The organism is Pseudomonas sp. FSL R10-1350, from assembly GCF_009600525.1.
Classification (GTDB): Bacteria; Pseudomonadota; Gammaproteobacteria; order Pseudomonadales; family Pseudomonadaceae; genus Aquipseudomonas; species Aquipseudomonas helleri.
In genome coordinates, this window is record NZ_WIVR01000004.1 from 139,814 (window position 1) to 159,637 (window position 19,824).

General features: G+C 58.0%; 14 protein-coding genes. 10 read left to right on the forward strand and 4 right to left on the reverse strand.

Going from position 1 to position 19,824, the window contains the following annotated elements; genetic code table 11:
• Positions 1–29: 29 nt before the first annotated feature.
• Positions 30–818: a LuxR C-terminal-related transcriptional regulator gene (locus GHO25_RS03575; protein WP_048385972.1), complete on the forward strand. Its 789-nt coding sequence runs from the start codon at positions 30–32 to the stop codon at positions 816–818.
• 26 nt (positions 819–844) lie between these two features.
• Here GHO25_RS03575 and GHO25_RS03580 read toward each other — a convergent pair whose 3' ends face one another.
• On the reverse strand, positions 845–1,768 hold the full coding sequence (locus GHO25_RS03580; protein ID WP_153389902.1) for a LysR substrate-binding domain-containing protein: 924 nt from the start codon (positions 1,766–1,768) through the stop codon (positions 845–847).
• 350 nt (positions 1,769–2,118) lie between these two features.
• On the opposite strand from GHO25_RS03580, the gene GHO25_RS03585 reads away from it, so the two are divergent.
• The 5 genes from GHO25_RS03585 (at position 2,119) to GHO25_RS03605 (ending at position 11,588) form a co-directional block, all read left to right on the forward strand.
• Positions 2,119–2,658, forward strand: coding sequence for a thiamine pyrophosphate-binding protein (locus GHO25_RS03585; RefSeq protein ID WP_153389903.1), 540 nt, complete (start codon positions 2,119–2,121; stop codon positions 2,656–2,658).
• Complete coding sequence (locus GHO25_RS03590) at positions 2,646–3,242, forward strand: thiamine pyrophosphate-dependent enzyme (protein ID WP_153327246.1); 597 nt, start codon at positions 2,646–2,648, stop codon at positions 3,240–3,242. The genes GHO25_RS03585 and GHO25_RS03590 overlap by 13 nt, the downstream gene beginning before the upstream one ends.
• A 232-nt stretch (positions 3,243–3,474) precedes the next feature.
• A complete protein-coding gene (locus GHO25_RS03595; protein WP_048367010.1) occupies positions 3,475–5,094 on the forward strand; it encodes an FMN-binding glutamate synthase family protein in 1,620 nt (539 codons plus the stop codon).
• A gap of 204 nt (positions 5,095–5,298) precedes the next feature.
• A complete protein-coding gene (locus tag GHO25_RS03600) occupies positions 5,299–10,335 on the forward strand; it encodes a dermonecrotic toxin domain-containing protein (RefSeq protein WP_153389904.1) in 5,037 nt (1,678 codons plus the stop codon).
• 143 nt (positions 10,336–10,478) lie between these two features.
• On the forward strand, positions 10,479–11,588 hold the full coding sequence (locus tag GHO25_RS03605) for an OpgC family protein (protein WP_153389905.1): 1,110 nt from the start codon (positions 10,479–10,481) through the stop codon (positions 11,586–11,588).
• Between the two features lie 77 nt (positions 11,589–11,665).
• Here the strand turns inward: GHO25_RS03605 and GHO25_RS03610 are convergent, their stop codons facing one another.
• Positions 11,666–13,084: an amino acid permease gene (locus GHO25_RS03610; RefSeq protein WP_048367014.1), complete on the reverse strand. Its 1,419-nt coding sequence runs from the start codon at positions 13,082–13,084 to the stop codon at positions 11,666–11,668.
• Between the two features lie 398 nt (positions 13,085–13,482).
• Here GHO25_RS03610 and GHO25_RS03615 point away from each other — a divergent pair, with 398 nt between their 5' ends.
• Entirely contained in the window at positions 13,483–14,061 is a 579-nt protein-coding gene (locus GHO25_RS03615) for a PadR family transcriptional regulator (RefSeq protein ID WP_048367015.1), read from the forward strand.
• Positions 14,058–14,843 carry a siderophore-interacting protein gene (locus GHO25_RS03620; RefSeq protein WP_153389906.1) on the forward strand — a complete coding sequence of 262 codons (786 nt, stop codon included), beginning with the start codon at positions 14,058–14,060 and terminating at the stop codon, positions 14,841–14,843. The genes GHO25_RS03615 and GHO25_RS03620 overlap by 4 nt, the downstream gene beginning before the upstream one ends.
• A gap of 79 nt (positions 14,844–14,922) precedes the next feature.
• Here the strand turns inward: GHO25_RS03620 and GHO25_RS03625 are convergent, their stop codons facing one another.
• Complete coding sequence (locus GHO25_RS03625; protein WP_153389907.1) at positions 14,923–15,573, reverse strand: Pr6Pr family membrane protein; 651 nt, start codon at positions 15,571–15,573, stop codon at positions 14,923–14,925.
• Positions 15,574–15,580: 7 nt separating this feature from the next.
• On the reverse strand, positions 15,581–15,811 hold the full coding sequence (locus tag GHO25_RS03630; protein WP_048367018.1) for a VF530 family DNA-binding protein: 231 nt from the start codon (positions 15,809–15,811) through the stop codon (positions 15,581–15,583).
• A gap of 209 nt (positions 15,812–16,020) precedes the next feature.
• Between GHO25_RS03630 and GHO25_RS03635 the strand changes: the two genes are divergently transcribed.
• Both GHO25_RS03635 and GHO25_RS03640 read left to right on the forward strand, forming a co-directional pair.
• Complete coding sequence (locus GHO25_RS03635; RefSeq protein ID WP_153389908.1) at positions 16,021–18,060, forward strand: TonB-dependent receptor; 2,040 nt, start codon at positions 16,021–16,023, stop codon at positions 18,058–18,060.
• Between the two features lie 368 nt (positions 18,061–18,428).
• Positions 18,429–19,811: a carbohydrate porin gene (locus tag GHO25_RS03640; protein ID WP_153389909.1), complete on the forward strand. Its 1,383-nt coding sequence runs from the start codon at positions 18,429–18,431 to the stop codon at positions 19,809–19,811.
• The last annotated feature ends 13 nt before the right edge of the window (positions 19,812–19,824 follow it).

Genomic DNA, 19,824 nt, shown 5'->3' on the forward strand with positions numbered 1-19,824 from the left:
GGCGGGGGTAACCCGATAGGGGTAGATTGATGACCATGTCGCTTGAAGACATCGCCTGGCACCGTTCAGTTGGGCAAATGATAGACGCTCTGGACCAGACCAACTTTTGGACTCAACTCGTACGTCTGCTGGAGCACTATGTGCCGTTTGACAGTTGGGTGGTGCTGCTGTTCAGCAGTGAGCACAAACCGCTGGTGTTCGCCGAGTGCCCGGGGCAGGACGGCAGCCCGGACCAGTTGTTTCAGGACTACCTCAACGGTCTGTACCTGCTTGACCCGTTCTATATTGCCAGCCGCGAACACTCGCGCACCGGCCTGCTGCGCCTGGCCGAAGTGGCGCCGGAGCATTTCGAACTCACCGAATACTACCAGCGCTACTTTCGCCTGAACGTGGTGGCCGATGAGATCCAGTTCAACAGCCACCAGCCGGACGGCCGTACCTTGTGCCTGTCACTGGGCTCGCGCCAGCGCTTTGACCGCGAACAGATCGCCCTGCTGTCGCTGATCCAGCCTTGGGTGCTGAGCCTGTTGCGCCAGCGTCTGCCCTACGAACTCAAGCAAGTGAGTACGCCCGAGCCGCCAGAACTCAACGACGAATGGGGCACGCACCTGACCGCCCGCGAACTGGATGTGGGCCGCTTGATGCTCAGCGGCTGCTCCAGCAAAGAGATCGCCCGCAAGCTGGATATCTCGGTAGAAACCGTCAAAGTTCACAAGAAGCACATCTACCGAAAGCTGGGCATCAAGTCGCAATCAGAGCTGTTCTCGATCTTTTTGCAGGCTCAAAAGGACCAGGGCGCTCCCCATCCCGTCTCTTGAATGACCGGATAGACCAATCAAGTAGTTCAGAGCATGTGCCCTGCCCACATGTTGCGGCTTACAAGGTCGGCGGCAATCTCGATAAACGTATCGCCTACCCATTTTGCAGCCGGGCTGACACGCCTGTCCGCAGGGAAGACCTGGACCAATTTACGCATGGGGACAGGGTCGACCAAAGGTGCGGCACTGAGCACGCCAGACTCGATCTGTGCGTGAATCGACGCTAATGGCAAAGCGGTCAAACCAAAGCCATGGCGGACCAGATCGATCATCGCGCCAAAAGAGTCAGCTTCAACGCTCGTTTTTAGCTTGATGCCGACTTCACGCGCACAGGTGTCCAGAATGACGCGAAGACTGTGCCGGGCGCTGGGCAACACCAATGGTTGCCCTCCCAGAGACTCGAATGACACAGGCGTATCCATGCGCAGATTGGCGCTGGCGGGGCCCACCAATAGCAGGTTTTCCATCATCACCGGCATGATCCGCAGCGTGTGCAGGGGTTGCGGGTCATAAGAAATCGCCAGTTCCAACTCCCCACGTTGCACCCAATCGAGCAGGTGACCGCTGTAGGCAGAGGAAAACCTGATACCGAGATCTGGATGTTGTTCTTTGACTTTTCGAACCAGCGGGACCGTGGCAATTTCCGCGACCGTCGGCGTAGTGCCGATGATGACGGTGCCCCGAAAAGAAGACTTCCCACCGGCAACCGAACTTCGTATGGACTCCATTTCCTCCATGATTCGAGTGGCATGCGCCAACACTTCGCGGCCAGCATCGGTGATTTCCATTCCCCGCCCGTGCCGATCAAACAAATAAGTGCCGAGTTCTTTTTCCAGCAATCGAATTTGGCGGCTGAGGGCCGGCTGTGCGATGTGAAGCCGGTCAGAGGCCTTACTAAGGCTCCCCAGTTCGGCAACATGAATCAGGGTCTTGAGTTGAACGACATCCATTACCAGGCCAGTCAAATTCAGGCTCGGCGCGACATGCGGCGAAGACGCCTCAGTGTACCCGCAATGCTGCCTGGGGGAAGGCGCCAGGCCGCCGGTGCATTGGCCATGAAGACGTGCGGGCAGGCTCTGCACCCAGGCTCTCAGGGGGCTGAGGGCAAGCTATAGCATTTCGGTCTATCAGTTAGACCTTGCGCCTGTGGAGACTACCGTGTGGGCCCTGCAAACCACACTGACGGCGACCAACGATACAAAACGGGCATATCTCAAAGACAAAAACGGTAGTCGCCGTTGGGTTCCAGCACTCCCAGAATGGCTGAAAACACAAAAACAGCACTGCTCGGGAGATGGGTATGTCAACAGAAGCAGAACACACCGTGGGGCAAGAGTGGCAGGCAGAAGTCTTTCGCGTGCTCAAGGCCCACAACGTCAAACACGTGGTCTTCGTCCCGGATGCGGGGCATTCAGCCGCCATCCGCATGGCTTATGCAGACCCCGACATCAAGGCCGTCGTGCTTACTACTGAAGAAGAAGGCATCGGCTACCTCGCTGGCGCCTGGCTGGGAGGGGAGCGCGGCGCGCTCTTGATGCAGTCCAGTGGCGTCGGAAACTGCATCAATACACTGGCGCTTCAAGTGTGCGCCGGTTTCCCGCTGTTGATGGTCGTCACCCTGCGCGGCGACTGGGCTGAATTCAACGCGTGGCAGAACCCTATGGGCCAGGCCACCGAAGCTTCACTGAAGCTGATGAACGTCATGACCTGGCGCGCGGACGTCCCGCAAGACGTCGCGCCACTGCTTCACGGTGCCGCAACCATGGCATTCAACGGTGATAGAGCGACGGCTCTGCTGCTTGGTCAACGCCTGATTGGAGAAAAGAAATGGGTCAAGTAAGCGCAAACCACACGCTGTGCCGCCGCGAAGTCGTTAAAAACCTGTTGGCCGACCGCAAGGACCTTTTGGTCGTCACCGGCCTGGGCTCAGCGGCTTATGACGTCATGGCCGCAGGCGACCATGATCTGAATTATTACCTGTGGGCGGCGATGGGCAGTGCCATCACCGTTGGCCTGGGCCTGGCCAATGCTCAGCCTGACAAGTCGGTGGTGGTCGTCACGGGTGATGGTGAGTTGCTGATGGGCTTCGGCGCCCTGGCCACCGCCGCCCTTCAGAAACCCGCCAACCTGACCATTGCGGTGCTCGATAATGGCCACTTTGGCGAGACCGGCATGCAGGTCAGTCATGCCGGGTTTGGTATTGCCCTGGACCAGGTCGCGAAGACCTGCGGCTTCAGCTGGACCAATGAAATCCGTGATATGCAAGGCGTGCACAACCTGCGCGAGCGTGTCGCCACGCGCGACGGCATCAAGCTGGCGACCATCAAGATCAAAGCTGAAAACCCGCCACGCGTGCTGCCACCGCGTGATGGTCACTACATCAAAAATCGCTTTCGTGCGGCGCTAGGCTTCAAGCCGATCTGACCCTTGCATGCCGCAACCCGGACGCGCAGGGCAGTCGTCATGGCTGACACGTTGAGGCAATTTAGAGGCTGTTTACGATTTTTTCGCAGGCACAACAGGCGCATGGCACACCCCGGACAGACTAAGCTCAGGGCTCTTCAGCCCGGCCGCAGAGCCCTTAGTCCTTGTCCGGGCTTTACCGACAGGCGCAGAATGCCTGACCGACCTGAGCGTCAAATCCAAGGAAAACCGTATGAGCCTGTCGTTACTAAGCCGTTACGCCTTCTTTGCCTTCTGTGTCATTTTCACCCTCGCCAGCCTTCCTTTTATGCATCACGAGTGGCTGTGGCCCTTCACTGCGGTGACGTTGGCCCTGAGCCTGCTGGGCATTTTCGATTTGCTCCAGGGCCCCCACGCGGTGCGTCGCAACTACCCGATTCTGGGCAATATTCGTTATCTGGTTGAAGCCATTCGCCCGGAAATCCGTCAGTACCTGTTGGAGTCCGACAGTGACGCGCTGCCCTTTTCACGGGCGCAACGCTCGTTGGTGTATTCGCGGGCCAAGAATGAAACGGCTGACAAACCGTTCGGCACGCTGATTGATGTGTACGAACCGGGCTTTGAATTTATCGGCCACTCCATGCGCCCCGCGCCATTGACCGACCCCAGTAGCTTTCGCATCACCATCGGCGGCCCGCAGTGCACCCAGCCGTATTCAGCCTCGATTTTTAATATCTCGGCCATGAGCTTTGGCTCGTTGAGCGCCAATGCGATTCGCGCCCTGAACAAAGGCGCCAAACTCGGCAACTTTGCCCATGACACCGGCGAAGGCAGCATCAGCGCTTACCACCGCGAAAACGGCGGCGACCTGACCTGGGAACTGGGCAGCGGCTACTTTGGCTGCCGCACTTCGGATGGCCGCTTCGACCCGGAGCGCTTTGCCGCCCAGGCGCAAACCCCGCAAGTGCGCATGATCGAAATCAAAATGAGCCAAGGCGCCAAGCCAGGCCACGGCGGCATTTTGCCCAAGCACAAGGTCACCCCGGAAATTGCCGAAACCCGTGGCGTGCCAATGGGCGAAGACTGCATCTCGCCGTCACGCCACAGCGCCTTTTCAACGCCCATCGAAATGATGCACTTCATCGCGCAACTGCGTGAGTTGTCGGGCGGCAAACCGGTGGGCTTCAAGTTCTGCCTGGGCCACCCGTGGGAGTTCATGGGGATCTGCAAGGCCATGCTCGAAACCGGCATCTTGCCTGACTTCATCGTGATTGACGGCAAGGAAGGCGGTACCGGCGCCGCCCCCGTAGAGTTCACCGACCACATCGGCGCACCGATGCGCGAAGGCTTGCTGTTTGTGCACAACACCCTGGTCGGCCTCAACTTGCGCGACAAGATCAAGCTCGGGGCCAGCGGCAAAATCGTCAGCGCCTACGATATTGCCAGCGTGCTGGCCATTGGCGCGGACTGGGCCAACTCGGCACGCGGCTTTATGTTCGCGATTGGCTGCATTCAGTCGCAGAGCTGCCACACCAACAAATGCCCGACCGGCGTTGCCACCCAAGACCCGCTTCGCCAGCGCGCCCTGGTGGTGCCCGACAAAGCTCAGCGGGTGTTCCAGTTCCACACCAACACCCTCAAGGCGCTGGCCGAAATGCTTGCGGCGGCGGGCCTTGAGCACCCCGCACAACTGAATGCCAAGCATTTGGTACGACGCATCTCGCGCACAGAAATCAAGCTGTTCTCACAGTTGCACGTATTCCTCAAACCCGGCGAGTTGCTGACCGGAGAGGCCAATGGCGAGTTCTACTCGCGCATGTGGCAAATGGCCCGGGCGGACAGTTTTGAACCTGACGTGATCGCCGCTGCGTGATCATAAGCCTCTTCCCGAACATCATCAGTTTTGATGTTCGGGAAAAGCCCCAACACAACGGCAAAGCAATAAGGCATTACATAGTTAACAACAACACTTGAATACTTGTTTAACTGACCGCCCTCACCATCAGTTATTTAACCTATTAATAGCCACAACATTGTTTCTAGACTGGCATGACTTTCCCTACTGCGGATATTACTCATGTCGACTGTTCCGTTAACCAACACTTCATTAAAACCGCCTGATTTAAAAGACTTGGGCATTCATCACGACCTGATCAAAGCCAAGGCCCAATCAGCAATCAATAACTTTCATGCTTCATTGCTTCCAGCCCTGCACAATCAAGCCTATCCACCCGTGCCCGGTTACAACCTCCTGAGTGCTGAACAGCAACAAGGTCTTCGCGAACATCAGGCACTGTCTCGTACTAACCTGATCAATCTTCGCCAGTACCTGGACGACATCAGCAGTGTCGAGGCCTTTGCCGAACCCCTGTTGCAGGACGCCTTGCTGAAAGCGTTCGGGATTGCCTGTGATGTCAGAAAAAACGTAATCCCTCTCACGACGCTCAATACCTACACAAAGGAGATTGAGAGCCGGGCCACGCAGACGCTCTTGCAGGCCGCCCTGCACAACTTTTTGCCTGAGCAGGCCGAAGCAGGCGGCATTCCGTGGGGCTCACATCTCTGGGATTACAAGTCCACGCGCTCCAGCGACCCGGCGCCAAAACTGCTTGAGATTGACCCCGTAGCCTTCGCCCATTTATGCCGGGAACTGGATATCGGCAAACGTTACCAGGAACATCTGGCCGCCATTGTCAGCCCGCCGCAGGCCCGGGACAAACTCGCGATCGCCTCTGTCTTTAGCGCCCATGAGCGCAGCACGCTGTTATTGCAGGCCGATGTGGCCTTGATGAATAAACATATCAAGCCCGAGACCCACGCCACTTTAATGCGCTTTGGTGCGGGAGATGAACGGGCCTTGTATGGCAGCCTGCCCATTACTTGCAACTATATGAAACTGGATGAGGTGCAGTTCTCATCCATGATTCTTTTTCACGGCGACCCGCTTGAACAAGAACAACGCTGTATTGTTTATATCCCCGGCGACCCGATCAGTTGCTTGAAAGAGTACGACAACTTAAGAGCCGCCCACGCCGACTTGATGATTAAATTGCAGGATGCCACTTACCGTGAGTTCTTTATTCACCTGGCCCCTCAATCACAGAAACTTGCACTGACCAAACGTTTTAATAACCGTTTTGCAAAAGGCGGCAGAGACCCGTTGGGCATGACCCAACAGCCTGTCTCCGGCAATCTTTTTGAGCATTTATATACCCGCAAGACCCTGCAAATGATGGCGGATGCGCGGTTCCTCGCGGTGCCGACCGATGACATCAATCGCATCGCCTTACTGGAGCGCCTGGAGCACTACCTGGACGTCAGCCTGAATGTGCTGAACGTTGCCGCATTCTTTGTGCCGGGGCTGGGCGAGGTCATGGCCGTGGTATTTGCAGCGCAGATCATGAACGACGTTTACCACGGCATTGAGGCCTGGGAGCAAGATGACAAGGACCTCGCCTGGGCCTACACCAAAGGCGTGCTGATCAATCTGGCCACTGCCGCGGCAATCGGCAAATTAGCCTCGGATTTCGCCCGCCCGTTGCCGGTAAAACCTGTCCCGCTGATTGAGGAACTGGCGGTCTTTAGCCAAGAAGAGGGCCAAACCAAGCTTTGGAAACCCGATATCACCCCCTTCGAACATGACATCAGCCTGCCCCCGGCGCTTAAACCCGATGCGAAGGGCCTGTATTACCACATGAGCCGCTATTACCTGAAACTGGAAGACAAGCACTACAGCGTCGAAAAAACCGGCAAACAGACGTATCGACTGCTTCATCCAACGGAGCCAACAACCTACGGGCCCGAACTGTCGCATAACAACTATGGTGCCTGGAAACACGCGGCAGAAGAGCTTGCCGACTGGGATGAAAACACCTTGTTCAGGCGCTTGCACCCCACCTTGAGCACCGTTGACAGTGAAACGGTTGAACAGATGCTGCATGCCTGCGCTGTTGACGACGCTGAACTGCGTCAGGTGCACGTCGACCAAAGTCCGCCTCCGGCACTGCTCAATGACAGCATCACACGCTTGGCCATCGACCAGGACTTGCAACGTTTTATCCAGCGGATGCAGGCGGGAGATCGAACGGCCGACCCACAGATTCAGCTCCAACTACTCGTTGAGGAGGATATGTGGCCTCCCACCAAAGCCCTGCGTTTTATTGATATCCAGGGTAAAACCATCAGCGAGTACGGCAATAACCTGACCAAAAAACTGCCCATCATCCAAGTCCTCGACAGCCAGTTGCGCCGAGGTGAGATGTTGAAAGTCGTGCTCGAATCCTTGGCTCCCGAAGAAGTAACCGCGCTGGTGGGGCTCAGTACTGAGCAGGGTGAGATTGGCAGCAGCTTGACGGAAAAGGCCGAAGCCTTGCACAAACGCCTGACCCGGCGAGCCAGGCAACGGACGGACAAACTCTTTGCGTCGCGCTACACGTCGCCGCCCATGCCCGACTCCCCTGCTGCGCGGCAATTGCTCAAGCGCTTCCCCACCCTCCCCGGCCCGGTGATCGATGAGCTGCTGGCCTCTGCCACGCAAGCCGAGTTTGAAGTACTCGACAAGCAAATACGGGTGCCCGTGCGCATTGCCCAGGAAGCCAACCTTTACGCTCAGGAGCTGCGCCTGACACGTGCCTTTGAAGGCCTTTACCTTGAATACCTGAACAATGCCGACACGCAAAAGCTGCTTTTGCACAGCCTTGCGGACATGCCGGGCTGGTCGAAAGACGTGCGCATCGAAGTGCGTGACGGCGAGTTTTCAGGCCCGTTGCTCGACCATGTGGGCGCAGCCGATGCGCCGATCCGTAAAGTGCTGGTCAAGGAAGGCAGCCAGTATCAAACCTACGACGCCAACCACCTTAACCTGCATGGCCTGGATGACCTCTATGCCAGCGTGTTGCATGCCCTGCCCGATGCACAACGCCAAGCACTGGGGTTTCCCCATCCGGCCCAGGGCCCGGCCCTCAAGGCAGCGCTGGCGCAACGCGCACCCATGAGCCGCAGCGCCCTGCGGGACGTATTGCAAATACCCCGCACACGAGAACCCTCACCGATGCGACTGGCAAAAGGACGCCCCGTCGATTCATTCCCTCAGCCGGCCGCCGCGCGCTGCGCCCGCACACCGTTCGCCTGCTTCAGATCAACCCCGCGGCGAGTCAGAAGCCTGATAACCGAGTTGTACCCAACCCATACAGCCGAGGCAGTTGAAGAGTTTTTGGGGCTTGAAGACCTCTACAGTCGCGAAGGCTTGCAGCGCCTTGAGGCCTTGAAGACAGAGTTTCGAACGCTGGTCAAAGACCTCGAAAACTGGAAAGCCAAACCGCCGGAACTGGCTCAGGTCAGCCGCCACCATGTACGCCTGGTAAACCCCGTAGATAAACAGCGGGTCATCAACAAGTTGATCAAATGCTGGCAACGAAGAATCACTCAGCCCCTGGGCGGTATTGAAACGTCACTGGGTGAAACGCTGAACATAGAAGGAATCCATCTCGGGACGTTCCCCGAACTCACCGCAGACTTCAGCCATGTCAAACAACTGCAGTTCAAGAACTTTTACCTGCAACCCGATATCAATGGACTTCTGCGGCAATTCTCCGGTTTGAGATCACTCACACTGAACTCAACGCACTTGCTGGAAATACCTTCAAGCATTTTCGATTTGGCCTCATTGACCCATCTGAACCTGGGCGGCAACAGCATTACCCTGTCCGTTGAAGAGGCCGGCAAGCTCAGCGAAATGACACAACTGAACGTGCTGGACCTTAACAACAACCCACTGGGTGAAGTGCCCGACTTCACCCACATGAATCAATTGCAGCAACTGAACCTCAGAAACACTCGCCTCAGCACATGGCCCTCGGGCATCGAAACGCTGCAGGAACTGACGAATCTTGATCTTCGCGAGAACAACCTGACCGCTTTACCGCAGAGTTATTTCCAGTTGTCTCGGGAACGTTTGCGCAGCACCTATGTTCATGGCAACCCCCTGCCCGCCGCCACGCTTGAAGCAGTGTTGGCTTACCGAGAACAACTGGGCTTGCGCTTTGAAGCGCGCGTGCATGCGCGAGGCGCTGAGCCACATCCGGCAGACGTCTGGCTGGATAACACGCAGCATTCCGAGCAACGCCTGGACCAACTCGAACTCTGGTCGGCCGTGCAGGCCGAGCCCGGCAATCGGGACTTTTTCAGGGTGATTCATGACCTGTCGGAATCGCCGGACTTCCGCTTTGCACGCGAACAACTAACCCAACGAGTGTGGCGTGTCATCGCGGCGGCCGCTGAAGACACTTCGCTCAGGCACGAATTTTTTGGCGGCGCGGTTGAGCATCAAACCTGCATTGACCGCGTCCAGACGGTATTCAGCCGATTTGGCTACAAGGTGCTGCTGCATGAAATCGGTCTACTGCAAGGCGTCGCCAAAGAGACCGAACTGCTGAAGTTGATCAAGGGCCGTACACGCCTGCTGCAACTGGATGACATTGCCCAAACCCAAATCGACCTCCAGACCAGCGCCTACAACACAGCCCGCGAGGAAGCACGGCTTTCACCGGGACAGATCGCAGAACTCAAACCTGACCCGCTCGAAGTGCAATTGATCTATCAGGTCGACCTCGGCGACCGCCTGGAACTGCCTTGGCAGCCTTCGCATATGAAGTTTCGCACCCTGGCGAAAATCACTCCCGCGCAAATTGAAGAGGCTTTTAACCTGGTTATTAACCAGGAAAAAATCACCGGCTACCTGCCGAAAAAAATGCTCGAGGAAGAGCCCTGGGTGGATTACCTGACTGAGCACTACGGCGCAGAGATTGAGGCTGAGCGTGAGCCGCACTTACAGCGCATCAAAGACATCGATCAGTTGCAGGATCTGCAGGAACAGTGGGCCGAAAAGCAGGCCGAAGGCGACAGCGATGCCCTTCAAACGCTGACTCATGACTTGAAAGCCCTGGCGCAAAAGCTGGGGGTGGATGAGCAAAAGGTGTTTACCAAAGCGCCAATGCTCGACGAGGATTACTACGCGTTACAACTCAAAGCCCGCGCTGAACTCGACGAAGTGCTGGTCAAACTCACGCAAACCCTCCTGGATAAAAAACAACCATCGATCATCCTCGACGAATAAAACTGAGCGGTCGTGACAATCAGTAATACCCGCACTTTGCATTTATCGCCCAATAGCCTCACCCTGCGCGCCGCCGATGTGCGGCGTGCAATTTCTGTTACGCGCGTCAGTCTTTATTAACTTCTGTTTGAGAATTTGCCGTGATGATTAACGGACGCGACCACCGCATCGACTTTTTTCGCGGGCTGGCGCTGATCTTTATTTTTTGGGACCACATCCCGCACAACCCGCTGGCTGAAATGACCGTGCGTAATTTCGGTTTCAGTGATGCCGCGGAGATTTTTGTCTTTCTGGCCGGTTATGCCGCCGTGCTGGCCTACGGCAAGATTGCCCGGCGTGATGGCTTGTTGATCGCCAGCGTAAAGATCTGGCGCCGCGCCTGGGTGCTGTATGTGGTGCATATCTTCTTGCTTGCCGTGTTGATGGGCATCGTCTTTTTTGCCAACAGCCACGTTGAAACCCGTGATCTGGTGCAAGAAATGGGCTTGCAGTACTTCTTGAGCAACCCGCAGCAGGCGCTCACCGATGAGTTGCTGCTGCGCTTTAAACCCAACCTGATGGACCCGCTGCCGCTGTACATCGTGCTGCTGATTGGCTTGCCGCTGGTCCTGCCGATGCTGCTGCGCAAGGCGCGCTACGTGGTGGGTGTTTCGCTGGCGCTGTACTTGATAGCGCCGTACTGGAACTTCGCCTCACAAGAAGGCGGCGTGTGGTTTTTCAACCCGATTGCCTGGCAGTTCCTGTTTATTCTCGGCGGCGCGCTGGCGCTGTATGGCCAGGACAACCCTGCGGTGGATCATCGGCCGCTAAGCCAACAACCGTTGTTTCTGGGGGCGGTGGTTTACCTGCTGGTCACCGGGCTGGTGGCGGTGTCATGGAAATGGCCGCACCTGCACGACGCAGTCATGCCCGTAGCGTTGGGCGAGTGGGTGTACCCCATCAGCAAGACCAACTTGTCCCCCCTGCGCTTACTGCACTTTCTGGCCTTGGTGTATGTGGTGGCCAAAATCGTGCCCCACGGCGAATGGCTGAAACAGTGGCTCGTCCGGCAAGTCTGCCGCATGGGTCGTTATTCGCTGGAGGTGTTCTGCCTGGGCGTGATCCTCGCCCCGCTGGCAGACATGTTCAATGCGCTGGGCGGCGACGGCTGGGCAGTGCAAGTGTTCAGCGCCCTGATGGGCGTAGGCCTGATGGCCGTGCTGGCCCAGTGGCTGGACTGGAACAAGCGGCTGGGGATGCCGCCTAAGGCATGACGTGTGCCTCGCGATCTTTTGGTCTTTAAAAGATCGCGAGGCGTGCTCGCTTTTACAGGCAGCGTTTTAAGCAGACCTTAATGAGCAGAAGAAGCCACTGCGGTCTGATCTTTTGGCGACAGTTTGAACACGTAGAACAACACCGTCAGCAAGATCAGGAACGCCGGGCCTACAAACAGGGCCACGCGGGTTTCTTCGAAGTAAGCCATCAGCCCGACCACCATCAGCAGGAACGCCAGTGCCGCAAACGAGCTGTAAGGGTACAGCCACATGCGGTACTTGAGGGCGGCCGCCTCTTCACGGCTGAGGTTTTTGCGGAAACGCAGTTGCGCCAGCAAGATCATCAACCAGGTCCAGATCGCACCGAAGGTCGCAATCGCCGTCACCCACACAAACACCTTCTCTGGCGCCAGGTAGTTGAGCACCACGCCCAGCAGCAACATGGCAATCGACAGCAGCAGTGCGTTGCGCGGTACGCCGTTTTGCGAGGTGGTGGCGAAGTTGGCCGGGGCCTGACCGTTTTGCGCCAGGCTGTAAAGCATGCGGCCTGTGCTGAAAATGCCGCCATTGCAAGAAGACAACGCCGCAGTGATCACCACAAAGTTAATGATGCCGGCTGCGGTTTTAATGCCCAGGCGCTCGAACGTCATGACGAACGGGCTGCCTTGGGTGCCGATTTCGTTCCACGGGTAGATCGACAGGATGACGAACAGTGCGCCCACGTAGAACAGCAGAATGCGCCAGAACACCGAGCCAATCGCGCTCGGGATGGTCTTTTGCGGGTTGCGAGCTTCACCGGCGGTCAGGCCGATCATTTCGACGCCCAGGTAGGCAAACATCACCATTTGCAGCGACATCAGCACGCCCTGAATCCCGTTCGGCATAAAGCCGCCCTGGGTCCAGAGGTTGGAGATGCCCAGCGCTACGCCGTCATTGCCGAAACCGAAGGCAATGATGCCGATGCCGCCGATCACCATCGCGATGATGGTGACGATCTTGATCAAGGCAAACCAGAACTCGAACTCACCGAACGCCTTAACCGCGATCAGGTTGATCGAACCCATGCTCAGCAGTGCCGCGAGGGCCCAGATCCAGCGCGGTACATCCGGAAACCAGATGCCCATGTACACCGCCACGGCGGTGATTTCGGCAACGCACGTCACCAGCCACAGGAACCAGTAGTTCCAGCCGGTCAAAAAGCCCGCCAATGGGCCGAGGTAGTCTTGCGCATAGCGGCTGAAAGAGCCGGCTACCGGGTTGTGCACGGCCATTTCGCCCAGTGCACGCATGATCACCAGAATGGCCAGGCCACCCAGGATGTAAGACAGCATGATGGCCGGACCGGCCATTTCGATCGCTTTGGCCGAGCCCAGGAACAGGCCTACGCCGATACAGGCGCCAAGCGCCATCAAGCGGATATGGCGTTCGCCCAGTTCGCGTTTGAGCGGGCCGCCCTGCGCGGTTTCACCGTGGGGCTGGTGGTTGCCGACTGGCATAAAAGTACAACCTCATAATTGTTATTGGATGTGCATCACTAGAGCGTTCCAAGAGCCCGGCCGGTTGCCTGACTCCCCTTACAAAGGCCTCTAACCTCGTGGGTCGGACGTTCAAAAGGGAAATGCCCTACTGAGATCGGCGGCGAGTATTGCACAGGGTTGGTGCACAGTCATTCCCCTACCTAGGGCGTATTTACCCTGAGCAAGGGCTCTATCCCGTCACTTTGCGCGCCTGTAAAAACCTGTAGCCGCTGCCGAAGGTTGCGATGGGCAGCGTAGCGGCCCCATTTTCATCTGTCCTACTCCCCACCAAGATGAGAACAATTACCGTTCGTCAATTCTATTTGCACAATCTTAAGATATATCTTAAGTTGCTTCGCACACAGAGGACGAAGACAATGAGAGAGCACCACCACCCCCATCACCGTGAACACAATGTCGGTCAAGACGGTTTTGAAAAACGTGCCGGTCAACGCGGCGGCCGAGGCCCGCGGGTATTTGCCCCCGGCGATCTGAAATTACTGCTGCTGGCCCTGGTGGCCGAGCAGCCTTGCCATGGCTACGACCTGATCCGCCAGATCGAAGGCATGTTCGATGGCGCCTACAGCCCGAGCCCGGGCGTGATCTACCCGACCCTGACCTTTCTGGAAGAGAGCGAGCTGATTGAAGGCGACGCCGAAGGCGGGAAAAAACGCTACAGCGTGACCGACGCCGGTCGCCAGTCCCTGCTCGATCAAGCCATTGCGCTGGACGGTGTGCGCATGCGCATCGACGTCAGCAAGCGCTCGCTGCGCGGCCATGACCGGCCTGCCGAAATTCACGAGGCGGTGCACAACCTGCGCCATGCCTTGCAGATGCACCACGGCCGCTGGAACCCGGCAGAAATTGCCCGGGTACGCGACCTGCTTAACAACACCGCCAAAGCCATCGTCGATGGCCCTGTTACTGCCCAGCCTGCGCAGGAGAACGCTGAATGAATACCGCTAACCCCCAAACCATTCACCGCGTCATGCATGAAATCAAACGTCGCAAGTTGGAGGTGCTGCGCGTGGTCGACCTGACCCCGCGCATGCGCCGCATCACGGTGGGCGGCCCCGAGTTGGCCGGTTTTATCAGCCTGGGCAGCGACGACCACGTAAAGCTGTTTTTCCCGCAGACCGCCGAAGAACAAAGCGCTCTGGAGAACGTGGAACTGAGCGGCGGGATCAAAAACAAAGTCATGCCGCCCATGCGCGACTACACCCCGCGCCGCTACGACCTGGACGCGCTTGAGCTGGATCTGGATTTTGTCTTGCACGGCGACGGCCCTGCCTCCACCTGGGCCGCGCAAGCCCAACCGGGCCAGTTCCTGCACATCGGCGGCCCACGCGGCTCGATGATCGTGCCGGATATCTTCGACAGCTACCTGCTGATCGGCGATGAAACCGCTCTGCCGGCCATTGCCCGCCGTCTCGAAGAGCTACCGGCCAATCGCCGTGCGCTGGTGGTGGTTGAAATTGAAAACGCGCAGGAACAACAGCCGCTGAACAGCGCTGCATCGGTTGAAGTGATTTGGGTGCACCGCGATGCGCCAGCAGAAGACCTGCTGAGCACCGTCAAAAACTTGCAGGTTCCAGCAGGCGACCTGTACACCTGGGTCGCGACTGAAAGCGCGCTGTCACGCAAAGTGCGTCGCATCTTGCTCGACACCCACGGCCTCAACGATGAATTCGTTAAAGCCGTGGGTTACTGGCGCCTGGACGACAGCCCGGAAGAGTAATCCCTTACATTCCCTGTGTAGGAGCGAGCTTGCCTCGCGATCTTTTAAGCGATCAAAAGATCGCGAGACAAGCTCGCTCCTACAGAGGTTTGGCGGTTGATCGGCCGCGCCAGCGGTCAATCGCCACCATCAGCAACGCCACCGCCACAAACCCCGCCAGAATCCCCAACGCGTTCACAAACGTCTGCGCATACCCCAGTTTGTTGACATCAATAAACGGGTACGGGTACATGCCCAGCGTATGCCCGCGCCACAGCAAATAGGCAAAGTACACAATCGGGTACAACGCCCACACCGCGATGTGGCTCAGGCGCAACATGCCTTTGGGCACGCAAAACCACCAGTACAAGGTGAACAGCACGGGCATGACATCGTGCAACAGTTCATTGGCCAGCCAGTGCAGCCCCTGCGGTTGCCAAAGGTTGCGCAGCAACAAGCTGTAGGCGGCGCCCACCACGATGATGCTTACAGCAATCCCGCTGCTGACCCACGGCTGCAAGAAAAACCTCCGGCCCTTGGAGTCCTGCGTAAGAGCGGCGTAAGTCAGCACAGTGGCGGTCAGGGTATTGGTCAGCACCGTGAAAAAGCTGAAGTAATTGACCAGCCCGCCCAGCAGGCTAGCGCCGGATGTCCAGCGGGCAATCAGCACCAGGTCGAGCTGAATCGCCAACCCGCTCCAGCCCAGAATGGCCATTAATGCTAACCAGCGGTGAGTGTGCGCTGCACGCATACGCCGATCAGAGCTCGCGCTTGGTGCGGGCGTATTTCACATAGAGCTTCTCGACCTTCTCACGGGCCCACGGCGTTTTGCGCAAAAACGTCAGGCTCGACTTGATGCTCGGATCGCTTTTGAAGCAGCGAATATCAATGCGCTCGGCCAGCCCTTCCCACTCGTAATGCGCCACCAGCGCAATCAGGATCTGTTCCAGCGTCACGCCGTGCAGGGGGTTGTTGTTGGGTTCAGTCATGCCGAGCCTTTTTTAAGCAGAAGTAGGAAAGCCGCGCACCTTAGCTCAGGGGCCAGTCATTTGGAACACGGTGAGTTTAGCCGGGCCTGCGCCCTTGCAGAAAAAGTTCCGCTTGGCGCGACCAAATGCGATGTTATATTGTAACGATACAGTCGTTATCCAGAGCGCTCAGCGCCACGCGTTTCATCACCCTTGCCAAGGAATCTGCAATGTCCTCCCCTGCTTTGCCACGCTCACTGCGCCGTCTGCGTTTGACGCCGCTCGCCACGGCCCTGCTTATCGCCTCCCCCGCCTATGCACTGGAGCTGCAACCCCAAGTCATCACTGGTAACCCGCTGGGCAGCAGCCAATTGGCTTCTCCCACCACGGTATTAGAAGGTGATGACCTGACGCTCCAGCAACAAGGCAGCCTGGGTGAAACCCTGAACAAGCAACCGGGTGTGTCGTCGTCTTACTTCGGACCGGGCGCCAGCCGACCGATCATTCGCGGCCTGGACGGCGACCGGATCCGCATTTTGCGCAATGGCGTGGGCGCACTGGACGCCTCGTCGCTGTCCTACGACCACGCCGTGCCACTGGACCCGGTCAACGTTGAGCGCATTGAAATCGTCCGTGGCCCGGCCGCCCTGCTCTACGGCGGCAACGCCATCGGTGGCGTGGTCAATACCTTCGACAACCGCATCCCCACCGAAGCCATCAACGGCATTCAGGGTGCAGGCGAATTGCGCTATGGCGGCGCCGACACCACGCGCAGCAGCGCAGGCAAGCTGGAAGCCGGTAACGGCACGTTTGCCCTGCACCTGGACGCCAACGCACGTCAGTTCAATGACCTGAAAATCCCCGGTTACGCCCGCGATCGCCACGCCCCGGAAGGCGAAGATGACAGCGATCAAAAGAAAGGCCGCCTGAGCAATAGCAGTGGCCGACAGGACGGCGGCGCGGTTGGCGGTTCCTACACATGGGATGACGGCTACGCGGGCATCTCTTACAGCAACTACGACTCCAATTACGGTTCCCCTGCCGAAGACGACGTGCGCATCCGCATGAAGCAGGATCACTACGCCTTCGCCTCGGAGATCCGCAACCTGCAAGGCCCGTTCAGCTCGCTCAAACTGAACGCTGGCTACACCGATTACGAACACCGTGAAATCGAAGGCGGCGAAGTCGGCACCACCTTCAAGAACAAAGGCTACGAAGCGCGTGTTGAAGCGCGTCATGTGCCGATCGGCCCACTGAACGGGGTGATTGGCGCGCAGGTCAACCGCAACGAATTCTCGGCCCTCGGCGAAGAGGCTTTCGTACCGCAGACCGACACCACCACCGGCGCGCTGTTTATTCTTGAAGAGCTGCAAGCCACCGAGCGACTTAAACTCAGCCTCGGCGGGCGCCTGGAACACACCGTGGTTGACCCGAATGCCAAGGGCAATGAGCGCTTCGAAGCGGCCGACAACTCCAAGCGCTTCACCGCGGGCAGCCTGTCTTCAGGCGCGGTGTTCACCCTGACACCGATCTGGTCGCTGGCCGCAACGCTGGGCTACACCGAGCGCGCGCCGACTTTCTACGAGCTGTATGCCAACGGCGCCCACGTTGCCACCGGCACTTACGAGTTGGGCAACCCGAACCTGTCAAAAGAAAAAGCCGTGTCCAGCGATCTGGCCCTGCGCTTTGACAATGGCACCCACAACGGCAGCGTTGGCGTGTTCTACAGCCACTTCTCCAACTACATCGGCCTGCTCGGCACGGGCCACACCCTGAACGACGAAGGCGAGCCAGACGCCAGCGGTATTCCGGAATACACCTACTCCGGCGTGCGCGCACGTTTCGTAGGGTTTGAGGCCAAGGATCACTGGAAGCTGGGCGAAAGCGCCTACGGCAAATTTGCACTGGAACTGTCGGGCGACTACACCCGCGCCACCAACCTCGACACCGGCGAAGCGCTGCCCCGTATTGCGCCGTTGCGCCTGAGCAGTGGTTTGCTGTGGGAACTCAATCGCTGGCAGGCACGGGTCGATGTTGAACACGCCAGCAACCAGGGCCGCGTACCGGACAACGAGTCGGGCACCAATGGCTACACCACCCTGGGCGCCAGCGCCGGTTACAACTTTACGGTGGGCGGCAGCCAGTGGCTGGCCTTCGTCAAAGGCGACAACCTGACCGACCAGACCGTGCGTTATGCCAGCTCGATCCTGCGTGATATCGCCCCGGCACCGGGCCGCAGTGTTGAAGTAGGCCTGCGCACGACGTTCTAAGTCATAACCCTGCCGTTGTAGGAGCGAGCTTGCCTCGCGATCTTTTGATCTTCAAAAGCAAAAGCTCGCGAGGCAAGCTCGCTCCTACAGTTTTTTTCAAATGCCCTTCCCTACCTCATTTCCCTCAAACACCGTCGAACGTGAGGCAAAAAGCCCCTGAGACGAACGGTCGCAGGTGACTGTTACAGAATCCGAAATGATCCATGTCAATTAAAGTGCTGTTTCTAAACGTTTCGTCGCTTTATCATTTCCGCATCAAGGGCTGAAACGTTTCACGCCAGCCCTTACATTCTGAAAGTGTGAGTCCTGCCTGCAAAGACAGCGCTACCCACCTCACCGCCCGACCAAAAAGACCTTCATCTCGACCTATGTCCACATTTCTGACTTTGCGCAAAAACAGCGCGCTATTCCCTATGGCCGGGCAAAAAGCCCTGACCCTGATCGGCGGCATTACTGCCCTGGGTTTCGCCAGCTTCGTACAGGCCGCACCGGCGTTCGACAGCGATTCAAAATGGATGTTCGGCGATTGGGACGGCTCTCGTACCGCACTGGAAAAGCAAGGCTACAGCTTCTCGCTCGACTACGTGGGCGAAGTCGGCTCCAACCTGCACGGCGGCTACGACCATGACCGCACCGCGCGTTACAGCGATCAGTTTGGCCTGGGCACGCACCTGGATTTGCAAAAAATCCTGGGCTGGCACGACGCTGAATTCCAGCTGACGATTACCCAGCGCGATGGCAACAATATCAGCAATGACCGCATCAACGACCCGCGGGTCGGCGGCTTCACCTCGGCCCAGGAAGTCTGGGGCCGTGGCCAGACCACGCGCCTGACGCAGATGTGGTACCAGCAGAAATTCTTCGACCAGAAGCTCGACATCAAGGCCGGTCGCTTCGGTCAGGGCGAAGACTTCAACAGCTTCCCTTGCGACTTCCAGAACCTCGCGTTCTGCGGCTCGCAGGTGGGTAACTGGGCCGGCAGCATCTGGTACAACTGGCCGGTTAGCCAATGGGCGCTGCGCATCAAATACCACCTTACGCCCGAGCTGTATGCACAGGTCGGTGCCTATGAGCAAAACCCGTCCAACCTGGATCGCGGTAACGGCTTCAAGCTCAGCGGCAGCGGTACGCAAGGTGCGGTGTTGCCGGTTGAACTGGTGTGGACACCGACACTTAATGGCCTGCCGGGCGAATACCGCGCGGGTTATTACTACAGCAGCGCCAAAGCCACCGACGTCTACAAAGATGCCAACGGCCAACCAGCAGTCTTGAGCGGCGAAGCCTATCGCAGCAGTTCGAGCAAGCACGGCCTGTGGTTGGGCGTGCAACAGCAACTCACCAGCCGCGCCAGTGATCAATCCCGTGGCTTGAAGGTGTTTGCCAACGCCACCCTGCATGACAAAAAAACCAACGCCATCGACAACTATGTCCAGGCAGGCGTTGTGTACAAAGGCGTGTTCGATGCACGCCCCAAAGACGACATCGGCTTTGCCATGGCCCGCGTTCACGTCAACCCGGCCTACCGCAAAAACGCCGAAGCGACCAACCAGGCTCGCGGCGTTTACGACGCCAGCAATCTGGACTACTTGCCACCTCAGCACACTGAGTACAGCGCCGAGTTGTATTACGGCGTGCACGTTACCGACTGGCTGACGGTGCGACCGAATCTGCAATACATCCGCCATCCGGGCGGTGTTTACACCGTGGATAACGCCCTGATCGGCGGTTTGAAAATTCAAAGTTCGTTCTGACGAACGGGCTGCA